A 23,759-nucleotide genomic window follows, 5' to 3' on the forward strand; every position below is an offset into this window, starting at 1 on the left:
TCGGCAGGATCTGCGGGCGCCGKATGACATACTGTACGTACGGATGCGCACAGAACTGTCCAGCTCAGCGCGCTAGCATTCGTCATCGATAGAACGGGAGGAAAATATGAAAATCGCACACCGACACATCGTCCGCATTGCCGCCGTGCTGGCCTTGACCGCCGCGTCCACCGGCGCATTCGCCCAGAGCGCCGAATACCGCCGCGGCTACGACGACGGTTACGCAGCAGGCCAGCGCGACGCCCGCAACGGTCCGGACATCGCGGACGGTTCGATGTCCTGGGGACGCCTGCACATCGAGGAGGCCGAGTATGGCGTGCGCGACGCAAGCTGCAACGCGCGTCGCAGCGTGCGCGACCAGGTCGAGCGCAATCGCGGCTTCGTCATCGCCAACGACCAGTTGTGCGGCGACCCGGCGCCGAACCAGAGGAAGCGCCTGCGCGTGATCTACCGTTGCGGCGACAGCGCACCGGCACGCGCCTACGCAAACCAAGGCGAAAGACTGCGCCTGAGCTGCAGCCGCTGAAGCCCCGCCGCCGAAGCCCATAGGCAGGCCTGCGGCGAAGCGGGCCGGCCTCGGCTTCAGGTTGATCCCAGGCGCGTAAAACCGTCGGCGCTCCAGTCTTCGCTGCCGACGCCGTGGTGCACACAGAACAGTCCTTCGGGATCGTATGCCGATTTTATGGCCCGCAATCTCGGATAGTTCTCGCCCCAATACTCGCGTTGCCAGTCGCGGTTGAAGTAGTTGCTTTCCGAAACATAGGAACCCGAATGCGGCGCGATCCTGCGCAGTTCGGCGGCGGCCCGGTCGATGTCGCGGGCGTTCCTGCGGGCCGCCGCCAGGTCGATAGCGGGCCGCGCATAGCCCGGATAGGCGGGCGGCCTTTCTCCTTCGGCGATGATGACCAGGGTGAATGCATCGGCGACCGCGGGATTGGTCGCGGTCTGCCGGGCCGCGGTGCGGACCTCGGCCGGTGCGCCCGCCAGGCCCTTGCCGATGTGCAGCCGCAGCATCTGGTGGCGGCTCGCCGCAAACAGCGCGTCCGCGAGCGCCTGCCGTCGTTCCGCCTGCAACAGGGCCGCCGGCAGCCACAGCGAATCGTAACCGTGCAGGAAGACGCCAACCTCGCCCTGGTCGCCCTTCCCCCACACATGATGCCGCGGCGCGCCATCGCGCATGTCCCGCGAATAGGTCGATGCGCGCTTGGCCGGGTCCCACCAGCTGCGTGCCTCCCAGGCCCAGGCGCCGGGCGAGACGAGTTCGTAATCCCGCGGCGCCGCCGCTATCCAGTCGAAGAAGGGTTGCCATGCATCGCGCGTCTGCTCGGGACTGAGGCCCTGGCTGACCATGTCGATTTCCAGCACGTTGTCCGGCCTGAAGTGCACGTGTTCGCCCCAGTGCGGATTGAACAGGGTCTCGCGGTAGAAGTCGATGAAGCGGGCGATCAGGCGCGCGAAGGCGTCGTTCGAGCGCGCCCTGACCTCGCCCCAGGCGCCGCCGACGAAGCGCGGCAGTTCGTGGGTGCGCAGGGTGACCCGGGTGACCACGCCGAAGGTCCCGCCACCGCCGCCCTTGAGCGCCCAGAACAGGTCGGGATCCTTGCATGCGTTGACGATGCGCACGCGGCCGTCGGCGGTGACGATTTCGGCTTCGAGCAGGCTGGAGGCCRCCGTACCGAAGCCTTTCGAGAACGCATTGAAGCCGCCGCTCTGCACCAGGCCGGCCACGCCCACCGTGGTGCAGCTGCCGCCCTGGACGTAGCGGCCGCCTTCCGTCGTCACGGCGTGATACAGATCCATCCACATGGCGCCGGCGCCCGCGCTGACCGCCGGGACGGGGGCGGCATGGCCCGCACAGCCCTCGGCGACGAAGGCATCGTGCAGCGTGACCTGGTTCATCGCACGCGTCCAGATCAGTAGGGAATCGGGCGCGTTCGAGGTCCCCAGGTAGCTGTGGCCGCCGCCCTTGACCGCCAGGCGCAGCCGGTTCTTGCGCGCGAAGACGACGCCGGCGGCGACGTCCCCGGCATGGCGCGCTGCGATCGCATACGCGCTCGGCGCCGGCGTCCAGGCATCTAACCAGCCCGAGTTCTCGGTGCCGCCGGGCTGGTCGCCGATCCAGTAGGGGTTGCCGATGTTCTTGTGCGCCTCGAGGCAGGCGGCGCCGTCCGGATCGGCCACGCAGCCTTGAAACAGCGCGTGAGCCTTGATCAGGTTGCCGCCTACGGTCTCGTTGAGCCTGGCCCAGCTGGCGGCGTTCGGCCATGCGGCGTCCAGGGGCCGTACGCGCCGATAGACGGCCTTGGCCGGCGCGCTGCCCGCCGATGCAGCGCCCAGGGTCGGCAGCGTCCCGGCGGCGGCCACTGCCAGCGACGACAGGAAATCTCTTCGTTTCAAGGGTGCCTCGCATTCGGATGGCGAATGCCGGCAAGCTTAGCGAAGGGATGTCCTCGGCGACAAAGCAATTGTGGCGAAGCGGGCGCCGCCTGGGGTGAACCGGATCCGGTTCACCGCGAGGATACGCTCAGTCGAACTTGCTGAAATCCGGCTTGCGCTTCTCGAAGAAGGCCGTGAACGCCTCCTTCGCCTCGGCGCCCACCAGCATCGCGCTGAAGCGCTCGTTCTCGGCCGCGATGGTGTCCTTGACCAGCGCCGCGCGCGAACGCTTCATCAGCGCCTTGGTGGTGCGGATCGAGGCGGCCGGCAACTTGACCAGCTTGGCGGCCTGGCCCTGGGCGAAGGCCAGCAGCTCGCCAGACGGCAGCACTTTCGCGACGATGCCCATCTCGAGGGCTTCCTGGGCCAGGAAGGCTTCGCCCAGCATCAGCTTCTCGGCGGCGCGGGTGTAGCCGGCCGCTTGCTGGACCAGCAGCGACGATGCGAATTCCGGGCACAGGCCCAGCTGGCTGAAGGGCATCGAGAACTTGGCGGTGTCGGCGGCGTAGACCAGGTCGCAGTGCATCAGCATGGTGGTGCCGATGCCGACGGCGGCGCCGCTGACTGCCGCGATTACCGGCTTGCTGCAGCCCTCCAGCGCCTGCATGAACTGGAAGACCGGGCGGGTTTCGGTCATCGCGCCTTCGCCGACGTTGTTGAGGAAGTCGTCGAGGTCGTTACCGGCGGTGAAGATCTCGGGCTTGCCGGTGATGAGGACGACGCGGATCTGCGCGTCGGTCTCGGCGGCGCGCAGGGCTTCGGCCATGGCGGTGTACATGGCGCCGGTGATGGCGTTCTTGCGCTCCGGGCGGTTGAATTCGATGGTCAGGATGCCGTTGGCGGTGGTGGTCTGGATGTCCATTCAGGAGGTCTCCGGTATTGTTTGTTCGTGTATTGCGCGGGCACGGCGTGCCCACCCTACGAAAAAAGGGTGGGGACGGTTTTCCRTGCCCACCCTCCTCGACTTGCTGCGTGTGGATTACACGCGCTCGATGATACCCGCAGCGCCCATGCCGGCGCCGACGCACATGGTGACCATGCCGTACTTCAGCTTGTTGCGGCGCAGGGCGTGGACCACGGTGGCGGCGCGGATGGCGCCGGTCGCGCCCAGCGGGTGGCCGAGGGCGATCGCGCCGCCCATCGGGTTGACCTTGCTGGTGTCCAGGTTCAGGTCGCGGATCACGGCCAGCGCCTGGGCGGCGAAGGCTTCGTTCAGCTCGATCCAGTCCAACTGGTCCTGGGTGATGCCTGCGGCAGCCAGGGCTGCGGGAATCGCGACCTTCGGGCCGATGCCCATGATCTCCGGCGGCACGCCGCGCACGGCGAAGGACGAGAACTTGGCCAGCGGGGTCAGGTTGTGCTCCTTCAGGATCTTCTCGCTGACGACGATCAGCGCGCCGGCGCCGTCCGACATCTGCGAGGAGGTCGCGGCGGTGACCGAGCCCTTGGCGGCGAACACCGGCTTCAGCTTGGCCATGCCTTCCATGCTGGCGTCGGCGCGCGGGCCTTCGTCCAGGTCGACGGTGCGGCGCTTGACGTCGATCTCGCCGGTCGCCAGGTTCGGCGTGCGGGTCACGATCTCGACCGGGGTGATCTCGTCCTTGAAGAAGCCGGCCTGCTGGGCGGCGATGGCCTTGCGGTGCGATTCCAGGCCGAAGGCGTCCTGGTCTTCGCGGCTCACCTTCCACTGGGCGGCGACCTTCTCGGCGGTCAGGCCCATGCCGTAGGCCAGGCCGACGTTCTCGTCGTCGAACACGCGCATATTGATCGACGGGTGGTGGCCCATCATCGGCACCATCGACATCGATTCGACGCCGCCGGCGATCATGACGTCGGCTTCACCGACGCGGATGCGGTCCGCAGCCATCGCCAGGGCGGTGATGCCCGAGGCGCAGTAGCGGTTGACGGTGACGCCGCCGACGGTGTTCGGCAGGCCGGCCATGACGACGGCCTGGCGCGCCACGTTGAAGCCCTGTTCCGCTTCCGGGAAGGAGCAGCCGACGATGGCGTCGACAATCAGGGCCGGGTCCAGGTTCGGCACGGCGGCCATGGCGCCCTTGATCGCGGCGATCAGCAGGTCGTCCGGACGGGTCTTGTTGAAGAAGCCGCGCGGCGCCTTGCCGATCGGGGTGCGGGTCGCTGCGACGATGTATGCGTCTTGAAGTTGTTTGCTCATGTCATTAAGTCCTTATGTCCGCTGACTAGGTTACGCACCGCTTAGTTCCGTACTGGTTTACCGGTCTGCATCATGCCCATGATGCGTTCCTGGGTCTTCGGATTGTTCAGCAGCGAGATGAAGGCCTTGCGCTCCATGTCCAGCAGCCACTGCTCGGAGACGTAGCTGCCCTGGTCGATGTCGCCGCCGGTGACGATCTCGGCGATGGTGTCGCCCAGGTGGTAGTCATAGGCCGAGATGAAGCCGCCGTCGCGCATGTTGACCAGCTGGCCGCGGATGGTCGCCCAGCCGTAGCGGCCGGTGACCGGGACCGGGCGGCGCAGCGGTGCGCGGTAGCCGGCGTCGAACATCGAGCGCGCGGTGACCTTCGCCACGTGCAGCAGTTCGTAGGGGTTGAAGACGATGACGTCGTCGTCCTTCAGGTAGCCCATGGCCTTCGCTTCGAGGGCGGATTTCGATACCTGCGCGGTGGCCGCGTTGGTGAAGCCGGTCTTCAGGAATTGCAGGATGTCGTTGCCCTTGGCTTCGTTGGCGGCGCGTACAGCCGCTTCCTTCAGGCCGCCGCCGGCCGGCACCAGGCCGACGCCGACTTCGACCAGGCCGATGTAGGACTCGATCGAGGCCACGCGCTTCGACGCGTGCAGCGCCATCTCGCAGCCGCCGCCCAGGGCCAGGCCGCTTACTGCCGCCACCACCGGGATGTTCGAGTACTTCATGGCCATGAAGGTGTCCTGCAGCTCGCGCACGATCGGCTCCATCGCCTTCGCGCCGCCGGTCATGAAGGCCGGCAGGGCCGATTGCAGGTCGGCGCCGGCCGAGAAGGCGCCGCCTTCGGCTGCGTCGGTATTCCAGATCACCAGGCCCTTGTAGCCCTTTTCCGCCTCTTCCAGGCCGCGCTTGATGCCCTTGATGACGCCGTCGCCGATCACGTGCATCTTGGTCTTCAGCGAGATGACCAGCACTTCATCGTCCGAGTGCCACAGGCGTACCGAGTCGTCCTCGAACACGGTGGTGCCGGCAGTCTTCGGATCGACCGTGGTGCTGCCGACGACCGGCGCGCGGAATTGCTGGCGCTGGTAGACCGGCAGGTCCGATACCGGCACATAGGCGTTCTTCGAGACCGAGTAGGAACCCTCGGCGGTGTGCACGCCTTTCTCCGACACCGGTGCGCTGAACACCCAGGCCGGGAGCGGTGCGTTCGACAGGGCCTTGCCGGCCTCGATGTCTTCCTTCACCCACTGGGCGATGGTGTTCCAGCCGGCGGCCTGCCAGGTCTCGAACGGGCCGACGCTCCAGCCGAAGCCCCAGCGCATCGCGAAGTCGATGTCGCGTGCGTTGTCGGCAATCGACTCCAGGTGGAAGGCGATGTAATGGAAGGCGTCGCGGAAGATCGCCCACAGGAACTGCGCCTGCGGGTTGGTCGATTCGCGCATCGCCTTGAATTTCTTGACCGGGTCCTTCTCTTTCAGGATGCGCGCGACGATGTCGGCCGCCTTGGCGCCGCCCGGCACGTATTCGCCGGTGGCGAAGTCCAGGCGCATGATGTCCTTGCCGACCTTCTTGTAGAAGCCGGCGCCGGCCTTCTGGCCCAGCGCGCCCTTCTCGATCAGCTTGGACAGTACGGCCGGGGTCTGGTAGACGCTGAAGAAAGGATCGTCCTTCAGGTTGTCCTGCATGGTCTTGATCACGTGGCCCATGGTGTCCAGGCCGACCACGTCCGCGGTGCGGAAGGTGCCCGACTTGGCGCGCCCCAGCTTGGCGCCGGTCAGGTCGTCGACCACGTCCACCGACAGGCCGAACTTCTCGGCTTCATGGATGGTGGCCAGCATGCCGAAGATGCCGACGCGGTTGGCGATGAAGTTCGGGGTGTCCTTGGCGCGCACCACGCCCTTGCCCAGGGTCGAGGTCAGGAAGGTCTCGAGCTGGTCGAGGATTGCCAGGCGGGTAGCCGCGGTCGGGATCAGCTCGACCAGGTGCATGTAGCGCGGCGGGTTGAAGAAGTGGACGCCGCAGAAGCGCGCCTTCAGGTTGTCGTCGAAGCCGTCGGCCAGCTTCTCGATCGACAGGCCCGAGGTGTTCGAGGCGAAAATGGCGTTGGCGCCGATGTGCGGCGCGACCTTCTTATACAGGTCGTGCTTCCAGTCCATGCGCTCGGCGATGGCTTCGATGATCAGGTCGCAGCCGGCCAGCACGTCGAGGTTGTCTTCGTAGTTGGCGACTTCGATCAGGCTTGCATCTTCCTTGTTGCCCAGCGGAGCCGGCGACAGTTTTTTCAGGTTCTCGATGGCCTTCAGGACGATGCCGTTCTTGTTGCCCTCTTTTGCAGGCAGGTCGAACAGCACGACCGGGACCTTGGCGTTGACGCAGTGCGCGGCAATCTGCGCGCCCATCACGCCGGCGCCCAGCACGGCGACTTTCTTGACGATGAAATTAGTCATCTCTCGTAATCCTTAGTTAGCGTCGTTCCCGCGAAGGCGGGAACCCAAGTTCGTCGATCTGCAGGCAAACTTGGGTCCCTACCTGCGCGGGGACGACGGGTCTATGTAGCGGGTGTACGCGTTGGTACGTGATGGTCTTGCTTAGAACAGATCTGCATCCAGCGCCAGCAGGTTCGCCGAACCCGAACGCGCCTGACGGATCAGCATCGCGGTTTCCGGGTACAGGCGGCCGAAGTAGAAGCGCGCCGTTGCCAGCTTGGCTTCGTAGAACTTGTCGCTTGAATCCTTCTTCTCCAGTGCGATCTTCGCCATCTGCGCGAAGAAGTAGCTGAACACCAGGTGGCCGACCACGCGCAGGTAAGGCACGGCGGCGGCGCCGACTTCGTCCTGGTTCTGGAAGGCCTTCATGCCGATTTCCATGGTCAGCTTGGTGACCTTCTCGCCCAGTTCGCCCAGCGGGGTGACGAATTCGCTCAGCGACTCGTCCAGGCCGTTGTCTTCCACGAAGGCCTTGATCTTCTCGCCGAAGGCGCGCAGCTTGGCACCGTTGTCCATCAGGATCTTACGGCCCAGCAGGTCCAGCGACTGGATGGTGTTGGTGCCTTCGTAGATCATGTTGATGCGGGCGTCGCGCACGTACTGCTCCATGCCCCACTCGCTGATGTAGCCGTGGCCGCCGTACACCTGCATCGCTTCCGAGGTGGCGATCCAGCCGTTGTCGGTGATGAAGGCCTTGACGATCGGGGTCAGCAGCGCGACTTCGCCGGCGGCTTCCTTGCGCACTTCTTCGTCCGGATGGTTCAGTTCGCGGTCGATCTGCAGCGCCACGTAGGAGGTCAGCGCGCGCGCGCCTTCGGCATAGGCCTTCGCGGTCAGCAGCATGCGGCGCACGTCCGGGTGCACGATGATCGGGTCGGCCGGCTTGTCCGGTGCCTTCGGGCCCGACAGCGAACGCATCTGGATGCGGTCTTTCGCATACACCAGCGCGTTCTGGTAGGCGACTTCGGTCAGGCCCAGCGACTGCATGCCGACGCCCAGGCGGGCGGCGTTCATGAACACGAACATCGCGTTCAGGCCCTTGTGCGGCTGGCCGATCAGGGTGCCGACCGCGCCGTCCAGGTTCATCTGGCAGGTGGCGTTGCCGTGGATGCCCATCTTSTSYTCGATGGCGCCGCAGAAGATCGGGTTGCGCTCGCCCGGCTGGCCGTCGGCGTTCGGCAGGAATTTCGGCACCAGGAACAGCGAGATGCCCTTGCTGCCTTCCGGTGCGTCCGGCAGGCGCGCCAGCACCAGGTGGACGATGTTTTCCGACATGTCGTGCTCGCCGGCCGAGATGAAGATCTTCGAGCCGGTGATTTTATAGGTGCCGTCGGCTTGCGGCTCGGCCTTCGAGCGCAGCAGGCCCAGGTCGGTGCCGCAGTGGGCTTCGGTCAGGCACATGGTGCCGGTCCACTCGCCCGAGGCCAGCTTCGGCAGGTAGAACTTCTTCTGGTCTTCGGTGCCGTGCTCCTTCAGGCACTCGTAGGCGCCGTGCGACAGGCCCGGGTACATCGACCAGGCCTGGTTCGACGAGTTCAGCATCTCGTAGAAGGAGTTGTTCAGCGCCACCGGCAGGCCCTGGCCGCCGTATTCCGGATCGCAGGCCAGCGCGGCCCAGCCGCCTTCCACGTACTGCTTGTAGGCTTCCTTGAAGCCCTTCGGCGTGGTGACGGTCCTGGTTGCGGCGTCGTAGTGGCAGCCTTCGCGGTCGCCGGAGTGATTCAGGGGGAACAGCACTTCCTGCGTGAACTTCGCGCCTTCTTCGAGCACCTGGTTGATGATGTCGGCGTCGATCTCCTGGTACGCCGGCAGGCTCTTGAACTCTTCGGCGACGTTCAGGAATTCATGCAGAACGAACTGCATATCCCGGATTGGCGCGACGTACTGACCCATGTTGTTCTCCTGACGAAGGTAATGATTGGTGTGTGGTGATTACTTTGCGGGATTGCGGTAGTTCTCGATCAGGCGCGCGAAGCCGCGGTGAGCGCGGTCGGGGGCGCCGGGAATGCGCAGGAAGCGGGCATCGTGGTGCACCGCCAGCACCAGGCCGTACATCTCGTACACCAGCTGCTGGGGGTCGGTGTCGGCCTTCAGGTCGCCGCAGTCGACGGCCTGCCGGGCGCAGCGTACCAGGGCGTTCTGCCAGATCTGCACCATGCCGACCAGCTCGTCGCGGATCGGTCCCGGACGGTCGTCGTACTCGACGGCGCCGCTGATATAGATGCAGCCCGACGCGATCTCGACCGAGACGCGCTTGAGCCAGTGCTTGAACATCGCCTCCAGGCGCGGCAGGCCTCGCGGCTCCTTCACGCTGGGGAAGAAGATTTCCTGTTCGAAGCGGCGGTGATAAAGTTTCAGCACTTCGATCTGCAGGTCTTCCCGCGAACCGAAGTGGGCGAACACGCCCGATTTGCTCATGTTCATGCGATCGGCCAGCAGGCCGATCGTGAGGCCCTCGAGGCCGTCGCGGCTGGCGAGTTCGAGCGCAACGTCGAGAATCGCTGCACGCGTCATCTCGCCCTTGCGCATGACCATGGATTTGGCTGAAGTATTGATACGATGCTCCCAGTGGATCGAGAAAAATCCGAACGCTCGTACTATTATCTACCAGCCTTGAAATGTCAAACGGGAAGTTTAGAGGCGCGGTTCTAGTAGGGTGGGCGCGGCCGGCGTGGACACGCAGTGTGCACCCTACGAGTCCCCGGCCCGTTCGATCGCCCGGCGGTCGCGCTTGGTCGGCCTTCCCTTGATCGTGCTGCTGGGCTCGGGGAACAGGCGGCGCGCTTCCTGGTCGTTCGCGCGCTTCTGGATGCTGACCTCCGTTTCGCGGTAGAGCGCCTGCGCAACCGGGGCCGGGCCGCGGGTGCCGGACAGGCCCTGCACGATGACTTCCCAGCGGGTCGAACCGTTGTCGATGAGGAGCTTGTCGCCCACTTTCACGGCGCGCGCCGGCTTGACGTTCTCGGCGTTGATCTTGATCCGTCCACGGTCGACCGCTTCCGCCGCCAGCGAGCGCGTCTTGAAGAAGCGCGCCGCCCACAGCCATTTGTCGATCCGTACGTTCTCGTTTTCGCTCATAAATCCGGGTGTCTGTTCAGGCATAGCCGATCGTAAAGATCCGCATCGTCAGTTTATACAAAAGATAGGCCATTTCATGGCCGGTGCGGCGCACCCAACCAAGTTGCCTCAAATCATCGAGCCCGACCGGCACACCTTCGGCGATGCCGCGCTCGATCTGCTTCGCCATGCTGGAGGCGAAGGCGGCGTCGCGCACCACCACATTGGCTTCCTGGTTCACGAACAGCGACAGGGCGTCGCAATTGCTCGATCCCACCGTGGCCCAGTCGTGGTCGACCACCGCCACCTTGGCGTGCAGCTGGGTCCGGCGGTACTCGACGATGCGCACCCCGGCCGCCAGCAGCTGCGGATAGAAGGACCCCGCCACCGCGTCCTGCATGCGGAATTCGCCGACGCCGATCAGGAGGCAGACGTCGACCCCGCGCCGCGCGGCCTGGGCCAGCGCCTGGCGGAACTTGAGCCCCGGCGCGAAGTACGGCGTGGCCATCAGCACGCGCTTGCGGGCGCGGCCGATCGCCTGCAGGTAGGCGCGCTGGATGGTGCGGCGATTGCGCAGGTTGTCGCGCACCACGAAGCCGGCGCGCATCGGATGCTCGCCCAGCCCCGGCGCCTGCTTGCGGGTTTCCTTGAACAGGTGGTAGCGGTGCTTGATGTTCAGGTGGCCGGCGCGGGTCCACTGGGCCTGGGATTCGCGGTGGATGCGCTCCACCAGCGGGCCGCGCACGCGCACCGCGAAATCCCAGCGCGGCGCCGGCAGCGGCTCGTAGGGTGCGTAGTCGCACAGCGAATCGTCGTTGGTATTGATGCCGCCCACGAAAGCCGTCTGGCCGTCGATCACGACGATCTTGCGGTGGCTGCGCGCCACGCCGCGCCGGAACCAGGGGTTGAACATGCGGTAGTGCACGCAGTGTTTGGCGAATTCCTCGCCGAGGCGGCAGGCGACCCGGCGCCCGGTCCCGAACCAGTCGACCAGCACCCGCACCTTGACGTCGCGCTTGGCGGCGCGGATCAGGGCGTCGGTGACGGCGCGCGCGGTGTCGTCCTCGGCGTAGATATAGGTCTCGTAGAGGACCTCGTGCTTCGCGGAATCGATCGCGGCCAGCAACTCCCTGAAATAGTTGCCGCCGCTTTCCAACAGTCTGACGTCGTTGTTGCCGACGTAGGAAACCGTTCGCATGGGCGGACTAGGCCAGGCTCAGGTTGGCAACGATGGGCGCGTGGTCCGACAGGCGCGCCCATTGCGGCCCGTGCAGGACTTCCGCCTGCTCGACCTTGAAGCCGCGTACATAGATGCGGTCGAGACGGAACCAGGGCAAGGCCGCCGGAAAGGTCCGCGCCGGCACCAGGCTGCGCTCGCGGTCGCGGACCTTGCGCACCAGTTCGCCGATCCGCGAGGAACGCCGCTCCAGTTCGTCGAACACCTCGACCACGCCCAGCTTCATGCGCAGGCAATCGCTGAGGGTATTGCGCCAGTCGTTGAAGTCGCCGGCGATGATGACCGGTTCGCCGTTCGGCGCCGACTCGTTGATGGCATTGATCAGGGCATCGGTCTGGCGCCGGCGGCTGCCTTCGAACAGGCCCAGGTGGACGACATAGCAGTGCACCTTGCAGTCCGGCGTGTCCAGCACGCAATGCAGGATGCCGCGCTGCTCGTAGGCGTGATCGGAAACGTCGTGGTTATGCTGGTTGGCGATCGGGAAGCAGGACAGCAGCGCATTGCCGTGGTGGCCGTGATCGTAGACCGCGTTCATGCCATAGGCGGCATGCAGGGATTCGCCGGCGAAGAACTCGTGCTGGGCAGTGTCCGGCCAGTGGTGGTGAGGGCTGCGTACCTTTTCGCCATAGCGCGCCTGGTAGCGGTCGTGCCGGCCCTGCACTTCCTGCAGGAACACGACATCCGCACCAAAGGTACCGATGGCTTTTTTCAGCGCCAGTACGCGCGGCGTACTGCGGAAGGACGAAACGCCTTTGTGGATGTTGTAGGTCGCAACACGAATTTTCATGGGAACATTTTAACCCCATCATTCCGTGTTCTTCTGGACAGAGCGCCAATCGTGCGGCGCATCAGATTCGGCAGTGGATGCCTGGGCGGGACGCCATTCCCGGGGCACGCCGGGAATGGCCAAGGGATCAGATGCTCATTGCCGGCAGGAAGTGCTCAGCCGGTGCATTATTGTTTGATTCGCTGCTTTCACGGCGAATCGGGTTGGTGCGCAGCGGGCCTGTCAAGAGCAGACCGTTCAGCAATTCGATGCACAGATAATCTTCGTCGACGCTGACATCTTTTACTTTCTGCTCGTGCTTGCGTTCGCTCATAGTTCCTCCCAGTATCCTTGTTGGACTTGCAAAAACAAAAACTCGCCAATGGCGATTTATTGACCTTAGTCAAATCGTTTCACCCTGTCAAACGAACTAATCTATTGTGTTATCTCATCAGTTCCGAATTAAATTCTGAAAACCCTATGAAACTGTAGGTTACAACTGACAGACGCGTAGGAGTTTTACTCATCAATTTTTTTATGTATGCACGTCGCTGTGACGCACATCCAACACCCTGTCGAGCACTTGTTTCTCGAGTACACCAAAAGCCGCGCTGCCGCGTGCGCGAGGGCGCGCCAGCCCGACCGCCAAGTCCATTGCCAGCCGTCCCTGTTCCACAAGAAGGATGCGGTCGGCCAGCACCACGGCCTCCTGCACGTCGTGGGTCACCAGCACTGCCGTGAAGCCGCGCACCAGCGCCGTGGTCGAGCGGTCCAGCCGGTACGGCAGCACCGCCACCAGCGTTGAACAGCACGATTGCGGTCGCCATCTTTCTGCAATACGCATAAAGATGGACTCAGCAAGCGCCAGGATCAGGAGGGAAAATGCCGCGGCAACTGCAGGATCGCTTCCGCGTTCGAGCTCGAGAAGCAGCGGTCGGCGGCCTCCAGCAGCGGCAGCCAGGCGAAGTGCAGATGCTCGCGCGGCGCCAGGACGATCGGGATGTCGCGCGGCACGCAGACGGAGAAGACGTGCTCGGTATTGTGCGTTATGCCGGGTGCATAACGGTGGCGCCAGGTCTGGTAGATCTCGTAGACGTTGGACAGGTGCCAGTCCTGCAGCTTGATCCGTTCGCCATCGGCGACGATGCCGGTTTCCTCGAACAGTTCGCGGGCGGCGGTTTCCAGGAGGGGTTCGTCGACGCGGTCGAGGGAACCGGTGACGGATTGCCAGAAGCCGGGCCGGTCGGCGCGTTCGATCAGCAGGACCTCGAGGTCGGCGGTGTGGATGACGACGAGGACGGATTCGGGGATTTTGTGGGGCATGACGCTATTGTAGGGTGGGCTCGCCGTGCCCACCCTACGATGCTTTAAGCGACCTTCGGCTGCTCGTTACGCAGACGGATATGCAGCTCTTTCAGCTGCTTCTCGTCGACTTCCGACGGCGCGTTGGTCAGCAGGTCCTGGGCGCGCTGGGTCTTCGGGAAGGCGATCACGTCGCGGATCGAGGTCGAGCCGGTCATCAGGGTGATCAGGCGGTCCAGGCCGAAGGCCAGGCCACCGTGAGGCGGCGCGCCGTACTGCAGGGCGTCCAGCAGGAAGCCGAACTTCAGCTGGGCTTCTTCGGCGTCGATCTTCAGGGCACGGAACACCTTGCTCTGGACTTCTTCGCGGTGGATACGGATCGAGCCGCCGCCCAGTTCCCAGCCGTTCAGGACCATGTCGTAGGCCTTGGCGATGCAGGCGCCCGGGTTCGATTCCAGCATGTCCTCGTGGCCGTCCTTCGGCGCGGTGAACGGGTGGTGGGTCGCGGTCCAGCGGTTCGCTTCGTCGTCGTACTCGAACATCGGGAAGTCGATCACCCACAGCGGCGACCAGACGTCGTCGAACAGGCCAGCCTTCTTGCCGAATTCCGAGTGGCCGATCTTCACGCGCAGCGCGCCCATGGCGTCGTTGACGACCTTGGCCTTGTCGGCGCCGAAGAAGATCAGGTCGCCGTCTTCGGCGCCGGTCAGTTCGAGCACTTGCGCCAGCACTTCGTCCGACAGGTTTTTCACGATCGGCGACTGCAGGCCATCGCGGCCCTTGGCCTTCTCGTTGACCTTGATGTAGGCCAGGCCCTTGGCGCCGTAGATGGCGACGAATTGGGTGTAGGCGTCGATTTCCGAACGCGGCATCGAACCGCCCTGCGGCACGCGCAGGCCGACCACGCGGCCGCCCGTCATGTTGGCGGCGCTGTTGAAGACCTTGAACTCGACGGTCTTCATCAGTTCGGTCAGTTCGGTGAACTGCAGCTTGACGCGCATGTCCGGCTTGTCCGAACCGTAGGAGCCCATGGCGGTAGCGAAGTCCATCACCGGGAACGGGTTCGGCAGGTCGATGCCGGCGGCGTTCTTGAAGACCACGCGCATCATGTCTTCGAACAGGTCACGGATTTCCTGCTCGGTCAGGAAGGAGGTCTCGCAGTCGATCTGGGTGAATTCCGGCTGGCGGTCGGCGCGCAGGTCTTCGTCGCGGAAGCACTTGGTGATCTGGTAGTAGCGGTCGAAGTTGGCGACCATCAGCAGCTGCTTGAACAGCTGCGGCGACTGCGGCAGCGCGAAGAAAGTGCCCGGGTTGACGCGCGACGGCACCAGGTAGTCGCGGGCGCCTTCCGGGGTCGACTTGCCCAGCATCGGGGTTTCGATGTCGATGAAGCCCAGGTTGTCCAGGTACTTGCGGACTTCCATCGACACCTTGTAGCGCAGGCGCAGGTTGTGCTGCATCTGGTCGCGGCGCAGGTCGAGCACGCGGTGGGTCAGGCGGGTGGTTTCCGACAGGTTGTCGTCGTCCAGCTGGAACGGCACCGGCACCGAGGCGTTCAGCACTTCCAGTTGGGTGGTGTTGATCTCGATCTTGCCCGACTTCAGGTTGGCGTTGGCGGTGCCCTCCAGGCGGTTCACGACGGTGCCGGTGATGCGCAGGCAGTACTCGTTGCGCACGTGCTCGGCGCCCTTGAAGACGTCGGCATTGTCGGGGTGGCAGACAACCTGCACCAGGCCTTCACGGTCGCGCAGGTCGATGAAGATGACCCCGCCGTGGTCGCGGCGGCGGTGCACCCAGCCGCACAGGCTGACGGTTTGGCCCAGCAGCTCTTCGGTCACGAGGCCGCAGTAGTTGGTACGCATGGAGGACATAGTTTTTCGATCCAGGTTGGTTATTCGGTGCCTGCTGCCAGGCGTTTGATTTCTTGAGAATCCTTGACGGCGGCGGCGGCGGTGTCGGCATCGCCGGCAGTGGCCGGCGCCACGACGCCCATCGACACGATGTACTTCAGGGCCGCGTCGACCGTCATGTCCAGTTCGACCACCCGGCTGCGTTCCATCATCAGGAAGAAGCCCGAGGTCGGGTTCGGGGTGGTCGGCACGTACACGCTCACGTAGTCGCCCACCAGATGGTTCTTCACGTCGCCGCCCGGCACCCCGGTCAGGAAGGCGATCGTATAGGAGTTCTCGTGCGGGTACGGGATCAGCACGGCCTTGCGGAAGGCGTTGCCCGAGGACGAGAACAGGGTGTCGGACACCTGCTTGACGCTGCCGTAGATCGAGTTGACGACCGGGATGCGGTTCAGCAGGCGCTCCCACAGTCGCACGAACCATTTGCCGACCAGGTTATTGGTCAGCACGCCGGTCAGGAACACGATCGCCAGCGTGATGATCGCGCCCAGGCCCGGGATATAGGTGCGCGGCTGCCACTCGCTCGGCACCAGCACGAGCGACTGGTCGAGCGTGCTGATCACGAAATTGAGCACCCAGGCGGTAATCGCCAGGGGAACCAGGACCAGCGCGCCGGTGATGAAATATTTACGCATCGGAACTCGTCGACGCGGGCGCGGCGCGGGCGGTGCTGCCGCTCTCGCTGCTGGTGGTGGAACCGGAACCGGAACCGGCGCTGGCGCTGGCGCCGCTGTCGGCACTGCCGGTCGCGGGTGCCGCGCCGGTCGCCGGCGCGCTGCCACCGCGGAAGTCGGTCACATACCAGCCGGTTCCTTTAAGCTGGAAACCGGCGGCGGTGACTTGCTTCTTGAACGATGACTTGCCACACGACGGGCAGACGCTCAGCACCGGATCCGAAATCTTTTGCAGTACATCCTTGGCAAAACCGCATTCATCGCAGCGGTAGGCGTAAATCGGCATCTGAATACTCCGCAAAAATCATCAAAACCCTGAATTATAAAGCTTTTGCGGAAGGTTTTGCCCCTTGGCGCCACCGCCGGGGCGAATGAATACGCTTGCAACTTGCTGCTATCTGGCAACAGTGTTGTTTTTATTCCGCACGATCGATGAGTTGCGTTTGCCGAACATCAACTTACCTGTTTAAATAGCACTCCTTAGTTGCTAAGAAACAGAAGTTTGCGCGACTGGCTCTGCCGTCGCCGCCAAGCCATAAAAGAACGACTTCAAATCGGGGCCCTCTGCGGGCCCTTTTCTTTTCCTGAGCTAATGACGCGTTCCTCACCTCCCCGCCCCGGCCGCCGTCCCAAGATCGAGGGCGGCAAGGAAACCGCTCCCGTGATCCTCGACGCCGCCGAAAAACTGTTCTCGGTACATGGCTTCCATGGCGTCACGGTGCGCGCCGTCGCCGTCGAATGCGGGGTCGACTCGGCCCTGGTCCATTATTACTTCGGCACCAAGCAGGAATTGTTCGATGCCGTGTTCGCGCGCCGTGCCGGCCCGATCAACCAGGACCGCATGGAGGCGATGGCCCGCTACGAGGAAGCGCACGGCGATCGCATGACGGTCGAAGGCGTCGCTTCGGCCTTCCTGATGCCCCTGCTCGACCGGGCGCGCCACGCCGATCCGGGCTGGAAGAATTATTTCGCCCTGCTCGCCCTGGTCAACAGCTCGCGCGGCTGGGGCGCGGACACCATGACCAGCCACTTCGACCCGGTGGTGCGGCGCTTCATCGGCCTGCTGCAGCGGGTGCTGCCGCGTGCCGGCATCGACGACCTGTTCTACAGCTACCAATTCCTTACCGGCGCCCTGACCCTGACCCTGGGCGCCACCGGCCGCCTGGACCAGTTATCCGAAGGCCATGCCTCCTCGTCCGACATGGATGCGATTGCGCCGCGCATGATTGCGTATTGCGCGGCCGGCTTCCGCGCCGTGTGCAAGCACTAGACGCTCAGCGCCTGCGCCACACCAGCCAGCGCTCCTTACCGGCAAAGACAGGAATCGATTCAAGCACGTCCTGGTCCACCACGCAGTCGAAATGCGGCGTCAACAGCGCGTCCAGCTGCGGGCGGGCGATGCCGAAGGGCGGGCCCTTGGGCGCGTCGTCGAAAAAGAAGTAGCCGGCCAGCAGACCGCCGGGCGCCAGCAGCGCCGCCCAACGCTGGGCGACTTCCGGCCAGCGCGCCCGCGGCAGCGCGCACAGGAAGGCCTGTTCGTAGACCAGGTCGAGCGGGCGCGGCGGCACATACTCGAAGAAATCGGCCTGCACGATGTGGCCGGCCCACTGCCCCGCCAGGCGTTTGGCGCGGGCGACGGCGGTGGCCGAGAAGTCGATCGCGGTGGCGTCCCAGCCCGCCTCCAGCATCAGCGCCAGTTCGTAGCCGGAGCCGCAGCCCGGCGCCAGTGCGGACATGGGCTTGTTCGCCTGCGCCACGAAGGCGCGCAGTTCGGCCGGCGCGCCGCCGCGGTCCCAGGGTGTGAACTGCTTGTCGAAGCGCTCGTCCCAGAACGCGGGCGCGAGCGGGTCGCGGTTGGAAAAATCCGGCATGGCGTCAGGGGTGAACGAAATGCACGGCGGCCAGGCCGATCACCGCAACGCTGGTGATGCAGGCCAGCGCGGCCAGCAGGCGGTTGGTGCGGCGCTGGTTCTCCACCAGCTTGGCCATCAGGTCGCCCATGTCGAGGTCGCTGTGCGCATGCTTGTGCAGCACCTGGTGCACCAGGCGCGGGATCTGCGGAAAGATCTGGGCAAAGCGCGGCGCTTCGTCGCGCAGGCGCTCGACCATGCCGCGCCAGCCGACCTGCTCGGCCATCCAGCGCTCCAGATAGGGCTTCGCCGTCTTCCACAGGTCGAGTTCAGGATCCAGCTGGCGTCCCAGGCCTTCGATATTCAGCATGGTCTTCTGCAGCAGCACCAGCTGCGGCTGCACCTCGACGTTGAAGCGGCGCGAGGTCTGGAACAGGCGCAGCAGCACCTGGCCGAAGGAGATGTCCTTCAGCGGGCGGTCGAAGATCGGCTCGCAGGTGGCGCGCACCGCGGCTTCCAGTTCGTCGACGCGGGTGTCGCGCGGCGCCCAGCCGGATTCGATGTGGGCCTCGGCCACGCGCTTGTAGTCGCGGCGGAAGAAGGCCAGGAAGTTCTGCGACAGGTAGTCCTTGTCGAAGTCGTTCAGGGTGCCGACGATGCCGAAGTCGAGCGCGATGTAGCGCCCGAAGGTCGCCTCTTCCACCGACACCAGGATGTTCCCGGGGTGCATATCGGCGTGGAAGAAACCGTCACGGAAGACCTGGGTGAAGAAGATCTCGACGCCGTCGCGCGACAGTTTTTTCAGGTCGACGCCGGCGGCGATCAGGCGGTCGGTCTGCGAGATCGGGATGCCGTTCATGCGCTCCATCACGATCACGCTGCTGGAGCAGTAATCCCAGTACATCTCCGGGACCATCAGCAGGGTCGAGTTGGCGAAGTTGCGGCGCAGCTGGCTGGCCTGGGCGGCTTCGCGCATCAGGTCGAGTTCGTCGTGCAGGTACTTGTCGAATTCGGCGACCACTTCGCGCGGCTTCAGGCGCCGGCTGTCCGGCCACACTTTCTCGATCAGGCCGGCCGCCATCTGCATCAGGGCCAGGTCTTCGTCGATGGTCGACTTCATCCCGGGCCGCAGCACTTTCACCGCGACTTCCTTGCCGTTCTTCAGGGTGGCGAAGTGGACCTGGGCGATCGAGGCCGAGGCCACCGGGGTGCGTTCGAAGGTGGCGAACAGCTCGCTCGGAGGCGCGCCGAGCGAGCGCGTGATCTGGGCGATGGCGAGGTCGGAATCGAAGGGCGGCACGCGGTCCTGCAGCAGCGACAGCTCGGCCACGATATCCGGCGGCATCAGGTCGGGACGGGTCGACAGCACCTGGCCGAACTTCACGAAGATCGGGCCCAGCTCCTCCAGCGCCAGGCGCAGGCGGATCGCGCGCGGCGAGGTGATGCGGCGCCAGAAGAACACCGAGTTGATGAAGCGGGCGGTGCGCGGCACGTCCAGGCCGGACATCGCAATTTCGTCGAGACCGTATTTCGTGAAAACCGTCAGGATCTTCAGGAGGCGCAGGAATTTCAGAATCATCAGCTATCCGTTGGCGGGCGCTGCGCCCGCTGTTGTTCCAGTGTCTGTTCGAGTTTCTGCTCCAGCCTGGCGATCCGCTTGGCCGAGCGCTCGACGTCGTCGCGCAGGCGGTTCACCTCATCGGCGAAGGCGTCGACGCTGCTCGGGCGGATCAGGACGCGGCGCTCTTCCAGCAGGAATTCGGCGACGTTCTCGGCCAGCCGGCGTGCGCTGCCCGTGGCATGCGAGACGGCCGCGCGCGCGCCGCCCGCCAGCCGGTTTGCCGCGATCGGCCCGAACAGGCGGTCGAGATCGTGCTCGGCATCCCAGCGCAGCCCTTTCGAGAGCTGGGAGATGGTGTTGGCGAATTCCGCGTCACCCTCGATGCGCACATAGGAAAACGCGCGGTCGCGGTTCTGCAGGATCAGCGGCAGGTCGCCCGGCTTGACGTGGATGGTCACGTCGGGCACATCGTCGCCGCCGGCCACCTCCAGCATGCCGTCCCTGGCCACGCGCATGCACAGGCGCAGGTGGCCCATGTCGATGCAGGCAACCTTGCCGGCACGGCGCATCAGGGTGTCGCGCGCCCAGGCTTCCTGGGCCAGCAGGTGGTTGATGGTCGCTACGCTTAAGAAAGTAGGAGTCGATGACATTGAAGCTTGCGTTAAAAAAAAACCGCCCTGTGTTGGGCGGTTTCGATCTTACCAGTTCGCCGAGGCACAAACCCGGCAGCACAGATCGTTATGGCAAAAAATCTTGCAAAAATGATCTTACGTGATCTGTTGAATGCCCGCCAGGACCCAACCGCCATTGCCGTTCAGCGGCTTGGCCAGGTTCCACACCTCGACGTAAGGTTCGGCCTGGGCGCCCGGGGCGTTGCGGATCATGCCGTCGAACTGCACGCTGGCCAGGTAATCGCGTTCGGTGGTCTCGATGCCCAGCAGCTGGGCGTCGATCGAGACGACCTCGGTATAGTCCTGCTTGCCGCCGCGCTCCTGGATCTGCAGCTGCAGCTCGGCGAACACCTCGGGCGCGGTGAATTCGCGCAGGTCGGCGACGTCGCCACGGTCCCAGGCGGCCTGCATGCGGATGAACGACGCTTTCGCATGGCGCAGGAAGGCCTCGGTGTCGAAGCCGGCCGGCACGCCCCACTGCTCGTGCGCGGCCTGCTTGTTCAGCGACACGTTCGAAGTCGGCTGGTTATAGCCGCCCGAATAAGCCTGGTTCGCGTTCGGCTGCCAGCCCTGGTTCAGGCCGGAACCGATTTCCGGGGTGGCCGAGGCCGAAGCCGGCACCGGGTTCTGGTTAAAGCCCGAGAACGGCGGATTGGCCGGGGTGTCCTTGCGGCGGAACATGCGCACGATGAACATCACGGCGAACACCAGCAGCAGGATCATCAGGATCGAGGACAGCGCGCTGGCCATGGCCCCGCCGATGCCGAAGTGCGAGAACAGCGCGCCCAGGCCCAGGCCCAGCAGGGCGCCGCCCAGTACGCCCTTCCACATGCTCGGACGCTTTTGCGGAATCGGTTGCGGCGCCATCGGGGTCGGCGCCGGACTCTGGTAGCCCGGCTGCTGCGCGGGAGACGGCGCCGGCGCGGGCGCGGGCGCCCGCATCCGGCTGACCGACGACGACTGCCGGCCGAAGGAACGGCCGCCACCCACCGGACGTGCGAACGCATCGGCGACGAAGGACAGTGCGGTCACCGCGATCATCGTGCTGGCCAAGAATTTCTTCATCGTGGACACCTCAAAGTTTGATGCCGGTGTGCAGTGCGGCCACACCAGCCGTCAGGTTGTAATACTGTACGCGTTCCAGGCCCACGCTTTCCATCATCGACTTCAGCGTTTCCTGGTCCGGATGCATGCGGATCGACTCGGCCAGGTAGCGGTAGCTCTCGGCATCGTTGGCGATGCGCTGGCCCAGCCACGGCAGCACCGAGAACGAATAGACGTCGTACGGCTTCTGCAGCGGCGCGGCCACCTTCGAAAACTCCAGCACCAGCAGCTTGCCGCCCGGCTTCAGCACGCGGCGCATTTCCGCCAGCGCCTGGTCCTTGTGCGTCATGTTGCGCAGGCCGAAGGCCACGCTGACCCGGTCGAAGTAGTTGTCCGGGAACGGCAGTTTCTCTGCGTCACACAGCAAGGTGGGGGTGACTAGACCTTTATTCAATAGACGATCGCGGCCGACGCGCAGCATCGACTCGTTGATGTCGGTAAGCCAGACCTCGCCGCTCGGGCCCGCCTGCTTGGCGAAGGCCTTGGACAGGTCGCCGGTGCCGCCGGCGATGTCGAGCACCTTGAAGCCGGGACGGATGCCCGCCTGGGCGATGGTGAAGGTCTTCCAGATGCGGTGCAGGCCGCCGGACATCAGGTCGTTCATCACGTCGTACTTGGACGCGACCGAGTGGAATACCTTGGCGACTTCATGGACCTTCTCTTCTTCGGAGACGGTCTTGTAGCCGAAATGGGTGGTGTTGGTCATATCGTTTGCCTTTTGATCTTGTCGCATTATACAAGCGGCATGCGGACCGACGCCTATGGATGTGCGAAGGCCACATTCCTGCGCGTGCGAGTGTCCGCTTCGGCGTCGAAAACATCTCCCGGCACAAGCATTTTTCCCGTCTGGAATGATTTTGAACATCGCTGTCGTAAAATTCACGACATCGTTTCAATCGTGCAGCACTTTCTTAAAATTTTGCTTATAGTGATTCAGCTTTGTTAACTCCACATGGCGGAGACCAGCGGAGACGGGCAAAGTTTTAGACAAAATCCTTTTGAGAGAGAAATAACATGGCGACTGGCACTGTGAAATGGTTCAACGATTCCAAAGGCTTCGGCTTCATCAAACCGGATGATGGCGGCGACGACCTGTTCGCGCATTTTTCGGCGATCAATGTGGCCGGCTTCAAATCGCTGGCGGAGAACCAGCGCGTCAGCTTCGAAATCACCACCGGCCCGAAGGGCAAGCAAGCTGCGAACATCCAGCCCCAGGCATGATTGCCGACCAGCCGGCCCGACCGGCTCCATAAAAAGCGCCGTGCGATTTCGCCGGCGCTTTTTTCGTTTACCTTGGGCCCGGTCTCACCTACATTGACTGTCTGGAGTGACTTCTCTGGAGCTCGATATGGCCATCACCAATGCAGCCGCCGGCACCAATGTCCACGAAATCGCCGACGGCGTTTATCGCATCAATACCCCGGTCAATCTCGTACCGGGCGGCTTCTCCTTCAACCAATACCTGGTCGTCGACGATCAACCGCTTCTTTTTCACACCGGGCCAAGAAAGATGTTCCCGCTGGTCTGGGAAGCCGTGGAAAGCGTCATGCCGGTGAGCCATCTGCGCTTCATCGCCCTGTCGCATTTCGAAGCGGACGAGTGCGGTTCCCTGAATGAATGGCTGGGCGTTGCGCCCGAGGCCGCCCCCTTGTGCAGCCGGGTTGCGGCAATGGTGTCGGTGAACGATTTTGCGGACCGGCCAGCCCTGGCCATGGCCGACGGCGCCGAGCTCAGCCTGGGAAAACGCTCGGTCAAATGGCTCGATGCGCCACATCTGCCTCACGGCTGGGAAACAGGCTTCCTGATGGATACCCGAACCAAAACGCTGTTTTGCGGCGACCTGTTCACCCAGGGCGGCCTTGGCGAGGCCGCCCTGACCAGCGACGACATCCTGGAGAACAGCGAAGCGTTCCGGAAACCGATGGATTATTTCTCGCACTCGACCCATACCAGGGAATTGATCGAGCACCTGGCATCCGAATCGCCCGGCACCCTGGCGTGCATGCACGGCAGTGCCTGGAGGGGCGACGGCGCAACGCTGCTGCGCGCCCTCGGCGAACGGCTGGTCAGCGCTTAGCTTAGTGATGGTGGCCGCAGGCATGCGGCTTGGATTGCGCGCCCGGCAGCACGGTGCCCGGCGCACGGCCGCTATCGCCCTCGAAGCCGGCAGAGTGCAGGCGCTGCAGGTAGTCCTGCCACAGCGCCGCCTCTTCCTTGCCCAGCTTGTACAGGTAGTCCCAGGTATAGATGCCGGACTGGTGGCCGTCGGTGAACAGCGGCTTGATGGCATAGTTACCGACCGGCTCGACGCCTTCGATACCGACATCGCGCTTGCCGACCTGCAGCACTTCCTGGCCGGGCCCGTGGCCCTTCACTTCGGCCGAGGGCGAGTAGACGCGCATCAGCTCGAAGGGGATGGAGAAGGCGGCGCCGTCGTCGAAGGCGATTTCCAGGATTTTGGATTGCTGGCGGATGGTCAGGTTGGTGGGGGTGGGCATGATCGAAAGCTAGCGATGAATGTTGGCCGATGAGCCGTCA

24 protein-coding genes and 1 pseudogene are annotated in these 23,759 nt (G+C 64.4%); 4 read left to right on the forward strand and 21 right to left on the reverse strand.

Going from position 1 to position 23,759, the window contains the following annotated elements; genetic code table 11:
* Window positions 1-106 precede the first annotated feature (106 nt).
* Window positions 107-526 (forward strand): hypothetical protein, encoded by a 420-nt coding sequence (locus AC1DIX_RS12050; protein ID WP_477324518.1) that lies wholly within the window; start codon window positions 107-109, stop codon window positions 524-526.
* A gap of 56 nt (window positions 527-582) precedes the next feature.
* Here AC1DIX_RS12050 and AC1DIX_RS12055 read toward each other — a convergent pair whose 3' ends face one another.
* From AC1DIX_RS12055 to AC1DIX_RS12125, 15 genes and pseudogenes are all read right to left on the reverse strand, one after another.
* A complete protein-coding gene (locus tag AC1DIX_RS12055; protein ID WP_477324520.1) occupies window positions 583-2,397 on the reverse strand; it encodes an FAD-binding oxidoreductase in 1,815 nt (604 codons plus the stop codon).
* 127 nt (window positions 2,398-2,524) lie between these two features.
* The gene (locus AC1DIX_RS12060; protein WP_441934969.1) at window positions 2,525-3,298 is read right to left on the reverse strand and encodes an enoyl-CoA hydratase; all 774 of its coding nucleotides are present in this window, start codon (window positions 3,296-3,298) and stop codon (window positions 2,525-2,527) included.
* A 117-nt stretch (window positions 3,299-3,415) separates the two neighbouring features.
* Window positions 3,416-4,612, reverse strand: coding sequence for an acetyl-CoA C-acyltransferase (locus AC1DIX_RS12065; RefSeq protein WP_477324522.1), 1,197 nt, complete (start codon window positions 4,610-4,612; stop codon window positions 3,416-3,418).
* 41 nt (window positions 4,613-4,653) lie between these two features.
* On the reverse strand, window positions 4,654-7,050 hold the full coding sequence (locus AC1DIX_RS12070; protein ID WP_477324524.1) for a 3-hydroxyacyl-CoA dehydrogenase/enoyl-CoA hydratase family protein: 2,397 nt from the start codon (window positions 7,048-7,050) through the stop codon (window positions 4,654-4,656).
* A 141-nt stretch (window positions 7,051-7,191) separates the two neighbouring features.
* The gene (locus AC1DIX_RS12075) at window positions 7,192-8,982 is read right to left on the reverse strand and encodes an acyl-CoA dehydrogenase C-terminal domain-containing protein (protein WP_477324526.1); all 1,791 of its coding nucleotides are present in this window, start codon (window positions 8,980-8,982) and stop codon (window positions 7,192-7,194) included.
* A gap of 39 nt (window positions 8,983-9,021) precedes the next feature.
* Window positions 9,022-9,618: a TetR/AcrR family transcriptional regulator gene (locus AC1DIX_RS12080; RefSeq protein ID WP_441935120.1), complete on the reverse strand. Its 597-nt coding sequence runs from the start codon at window positions 9,616-9,618 to the stop codon at window positions 9,022-9,024.
* A gap of 162 nt (window positions 9,619-9,780) precedes the next feature.
* A complete protein-coding gene (locus AC1DIX_RS12085; RefSeq protein ID WP_441934965.1) occupies window positions 9,781-10,167 on the reverse strand; it encodes an RNA-binding S4 domain-containing protein in 387 nt (128 codons plus the stop codon).
* A gap of 16 nt (window positions 10,168-10,183) precedes the next feature.
* Window positions 10,184-11,344, reverse strand: coding sequence for a cardiolipin synthase ClsB (gene clsB, locus AC1DIX_RS12090; RefSeq protein WP_441934964.1), 1,161 nt, complete (start codon window positions 11,342-11,344; stop codon window positions 10,184-10,186).
* Between the two features lie 7 nt (window positions 11,345-11,351).
* Entirely contained in the window at window positions 11,352-12,170 is an 819-nt protein-coding gene (locus tag AC1DIX_RS12095) for an endonuclease/exonuclease/phosphatase family protein (protein ID WP_441934963.1), read from the reverse strand.
* Window positions 12,171-12,297: 127 nt separating this feature from the next.
* Window positions 12,298-12,483, reverse strand: a complete 186-nt coding sequence (locus tag AC1DIX_RS12100; RefSeq protein WP_441934962.1) for a hypothetical protein — start codon at window positions 12,481-12,483, stop codon at window positions 12,298-12,300.
* Between the two features lie 201 nt (window positions 12,484-12,684).
* Window positions 12,685-12,894, reverse strand: a pseudogene (locus AC1DIX_RS12105) (ATP-binding cassette domain-containing protein); the annotation flags it as partial.
* Window positions 12,895-13,019: 125 nt separating this feature from the next.
* The gene (gene nudB / locus AC1DIX_RS12110; protein WP_477324528.1) at window positions 13,020-13,472 is read right to left on the reverse strand and encodes a dihydroneopterin triphosphate diphosphatase; all 453 of its coding nucleotides are present in this window, start codon (window positions 13,470-13,472) and stop codon (window positions 13,020-13,022) included.
* 44 nt (window positions 13,473-13,516) lie between these two features.
* Entirely contained in the window at window positions 13,517-15,322 is a 1,806-nt protein-coding gene (gene aspS / locus AC1DIX_RS12115) for an aspartate--tRNA ligase (RefSeq protein WP_441934960.1), read from the reverse strand.
* 20 nt (window positions 15,323-15,342) lie between these two features.
* Window positions 15,343-15,996 carry a DUF502 domain-containing protein gene (locus AC1DIX_RS12120; RefSeq protein WP_477324530.1) on the reverse strand — a complete coding sequence of 218 codons (654 nt, stop codon included), beginning with the start codon at window positions 15,994-15,996 and terminating at the stop codon, window positions 15,343-15,345.
* Entirely contained in the window at window positions 15,989-16,321 is a 333-nt protein-coding gene (locus AC1DIX_RS12125; RefSeq protein WP_477324532.1) for an FmdB family zinc ribbon protein, read from the reverse strand. The genes AC1DIX_RS12120 and AC1DIX_RS12125 overlap by 8 nt, the downstream gene beginning before the upstream one ends.
* Window positions 16,322-16,627: 306 nt before the next feature.
* On the opposite strand from AC1DIX_RS12125, the gene AC1DIX_RS12130 reads away from it, so the two are divergent.
* On the forward strand, window positions 16,628-17,305 hold the full coding sequence (locus AC1DIX_RS12130) for a TetR/AcrR family transcriptional regulator (protein WP_477324534.1): 678 nt from the start codon (window positions 16,628-16,630) through the stop codon (window positions 17,303-17,305).
* A 4-nt stretch (window positions 17,306-17,309) separates the two neighbouring features.
* Here AC1DIX_RS12130 and AC1DIX_RS12135 read toward each other — a convergent pair whose 3' ends face one another.
* The 5 genes from AC1DIX_RS12135 to ubiE form a co-directional block, all read right to left on the reverse strand.
* Window positions 17,310-17,906 (reverse strand): methyltransferase, encoded by a 597-nt coding sequence (locus AC1DIX_RS12135; RefSeq protein ID WP_477324536.1) that lies wholly within the window; start codon window positions 17,904-17,906, stop codon window positions 17,310-17,312.
* 4 nt (window positions 17,907-17,910) lie between these two features.
* The gene (ubiB, locus tag AC1DIX_RS12140) at window positions 17,911-19,464 is read right to left on the reverse strand and encodes a ubiquinone biosynthesis regulatory protein kinase UbiB (RefSeq protein ID WP_477324538.1); all 1,554 of its coding nucleotides are present in this window, start codon (window positions 19,462-19,464) and stop codon (window positions 17,911-17,913) included.
* Window positions 19,464-20,096, reverse strand: coding sequence for a ubiquinone biosynthesis accessory factor UbiJ (locus tag AC1DIX_RS12145; RefSeq protein WP_441934954.1), 633 nt, complete (start codon window positions 20,094-20,096; stop codon window positions 19,464-19,466). The genes ubiB and AC1DIX_RS12145 overlap by 1 nt, the downstream gene beginning before the upstream one ends.
* Before the next feature lie 117 nt (window positions 20,097-20,213).
* On the reverse strand, window positions 20,214-21,182 hold the full coding sequence (locus AC1DIX_RS12150) for a Tim44 domain-containing protein (RefSeq protein WP_477324540.1): 969 nt from the start codon (window positions 21,180-21,182) through the stop codon (window positions 20,214-20,216).
* A 10-nt stretch (window positions 21,183-21,192) separates the two neighbouring features.
* A complete protein-coding gene (gene ubiE, locus AC1DIX_RS12155) occupies window positions 21,193-21,927 on the reverse strand; it encodes a bifunctional demethylmenaquinone methyltransferase/2-methoxy-6-polyprenyl-1,4-benzoquinol methylase UbiE (protein WP_441934952.1) in 735 nt (244 codons plus the stop codon).
* A gap of 308 nt (window positions 21,928-22,235) precedes the next feature.
* Between ubiE and AC1DIX_RS12160 the strand changes: the two genes are divergently transcribed.
* Both AC1DIX_RS12160 and AC1DIX_RS12165 read left to right on the forward strand, forming a co-directional pair.
* Window positions 22,236-22,442 (forward strand): cold-shock protein, encoded by a 207-nt coding sequence (locus AC1DIX_RS12160; RefSeq protein WP_441934951.1) that lies wholly within the window; start codon window positions 22,236-22,238, stop codon window positions 22,440-22,442.
* A gap of 127 nt (window positions 22,443-22,569) precedes the next feature.
* Entirely contained in the window at window positions 22,570-23,298 is a 729-nt protein-coding gene (locus tag AC1DIX_RS12165) for an oxygen-binding di-iron domain-containing protein (RefSeq protein ID WP_441934950.1), read from the forward strand.
* Window position 23,299: 1 nt separating this feature from the next.
* Here the strand turns inward: AC1DIX_RS12165 and AC1DIX_RS12170 are convergent, their stop codons facing one another.
* The gene (locus AC1DIX_RS12170; protein ID WP_441934949.1) at window positions 23,300-23,719 is read right to left on the reverse strand and encodes a gamma-butyrobetaine hydroxylase family protein; all 420 of its coding nucleotides are present in this window, start codon (window positions 23,717-23,719) and stop codon (window positions 23,300-23,302) included.
* Window positions 23,720-23,759: the final 40 nt, after the last annotated feature.

Source organism: Massilia sp. 05N420, from assembly GCF_056397205.1.

Coding starts and splice junctions, on each gene's coding strand:
- AC1DIX_RS12050 (WP_477324518.1), top strand. CDS start 107: ATGAAAATCGCACACCGACACATCGTCCGCATTGCCGCCGTGCTGGCC.
- AC1DIX_RS12060 (WP_441934969.1), bottom strand. CDS start 3,298: ATGGACATCCAGACCACCACCGCCAACGGCATCCTGACCATCGAATTC.
- AC1DIX_RS12065 (WP_477324522.1), bottom strand. CDS start 4,612: ATGAGCAAACAACTTCAAGACGCATACATCGTCGCAGCGACCCGCACC.
- AC1DIX_RS12070 (WP_477324524.1), bottom strand. CDS start 7,050: ATGACTAATTTCATCGTCAAGAAAGTCGCCGTGCTGGGCGCCGGCGTG.
- AC1DIX_RS12080 (WP_441935120.1), bottom strand. CDS start 9,618: ATGCGCAAGGGCGAGATGACGCGTGCAGCGATTCTCGACGTTGCGCTC.
- AC1DIX_RS12085 (WP_441934965.1), bottom strand. CDS start 10,167: ATGAGCGAAAACGAGAACGTACGGATCGACAAATGGCTGTGGGCGGCG.
- clsB (WP_441934964.1), bottom strand. CDS start 11,344: ATGCGAACGGTTTCCTACGTCGGCAACAACGACGTCAGACTGTTGGAA.
- AC1DIX_RS12095 (WP_441934963.1), bottom strand. CDS start 12,170: ATGAAAATTCGTGTTGCGACCTACAACATCCACAAAGGCGTTTCGTCC.
- AC1DIX_RS12100 (WP_441934962.1), bottom strand. CDS start 12,483: ATGAGCGAACGCAAGCACGAGCAGAAAGTAAAAGATGTCAGCGTCGAC.
- nudB (WP_477324528.1), bottom strand. CDS start 13,472: ATGCCCCACAAAATCCCCGAATCCGTCCTCGTCGTCATCCACACCGCC.
- aspS (WP_441934960.1), bottom strand. CDS start 15,322: ATGTCCTCCATGCGTACCAACTACTGCGGCCTCGTGACCGAAGAGCTG.
- AC1DIX_RS12120 (WP_477324530.1), bottom strand. CDS start 15,996: ATGCGTAAATATTTCATCACCGGCGCGCTGGTCCTGGTTCCCCTGGCG.
- AC1DIX_RS12125 (WP_477324532.1), bottom strand. CDS start 16,321: ATGCCGATTTACGCCTACCGCTGCGATGAATGCGGTTTTGCCAAGGAT.
- AC1DIX_RS12130 (WP_477324534.1), top strand. CDS start 16,628: ATGACGCGTTCCTCACCTCCCCGCCCCGGCCGCCGTCCCAAGATCGAG.
- AC1DIX_RS12135 (WP_477324536.1), bottom strand. CDS start 17,906: ATGCCGGATTTTTCCAACCGCGACCCGCTCGCGCCCGCGTTCTGGGAC.
- ubiB (WP_477324538.1), bottom strand. CDS start 19,464: ATGATTCTGAAATTCCTGCGCCTCCTGAAGATCCTGACGGTTTTCACG.
- AC1DIX_RS12145 (WP_441934954.1), bottom strand. CDS start 20,096: ATGTCATCGACTCCTACTTTCTTAAGCGTAGCGACCATCAACCACCTG.
- AC1DIX_RS12150 (WP_477324540.1), bottom strand. CDS start 21,182: ATGAAGAAATTCTTGGCCAGCACGATGATCGCGGTGACCGCACTGTCC.
- ubiE (WP_441934952.1), bottom strand. CDS start 21,927: ATGACCAACACCACCCATTTCGGCTACAAGACCGTCTCCGAAGAAGAG.
- AC1DIX_RS12160 (WP_441934951.1), top strand. CDS start 22,236: ATGGCGACTGGCACTGTGAAATGGTTCAACGATTCCAAAGGCTTCGGC.
- AC1DIX_RS12165 (WP_441934950.1), top strand. CDS start 22,570: ATGGCCATCACCAATGCAGCCGCCGGCACCAATGTCCACGAAATCGCC.
- AC1DIX_RS12170 (WP_441934949.1), bottom strand. CDS start 23,719: ATGCCCACCCCCACCAACCTGACCATCCGCCAGCAATCCAAAATCCTG.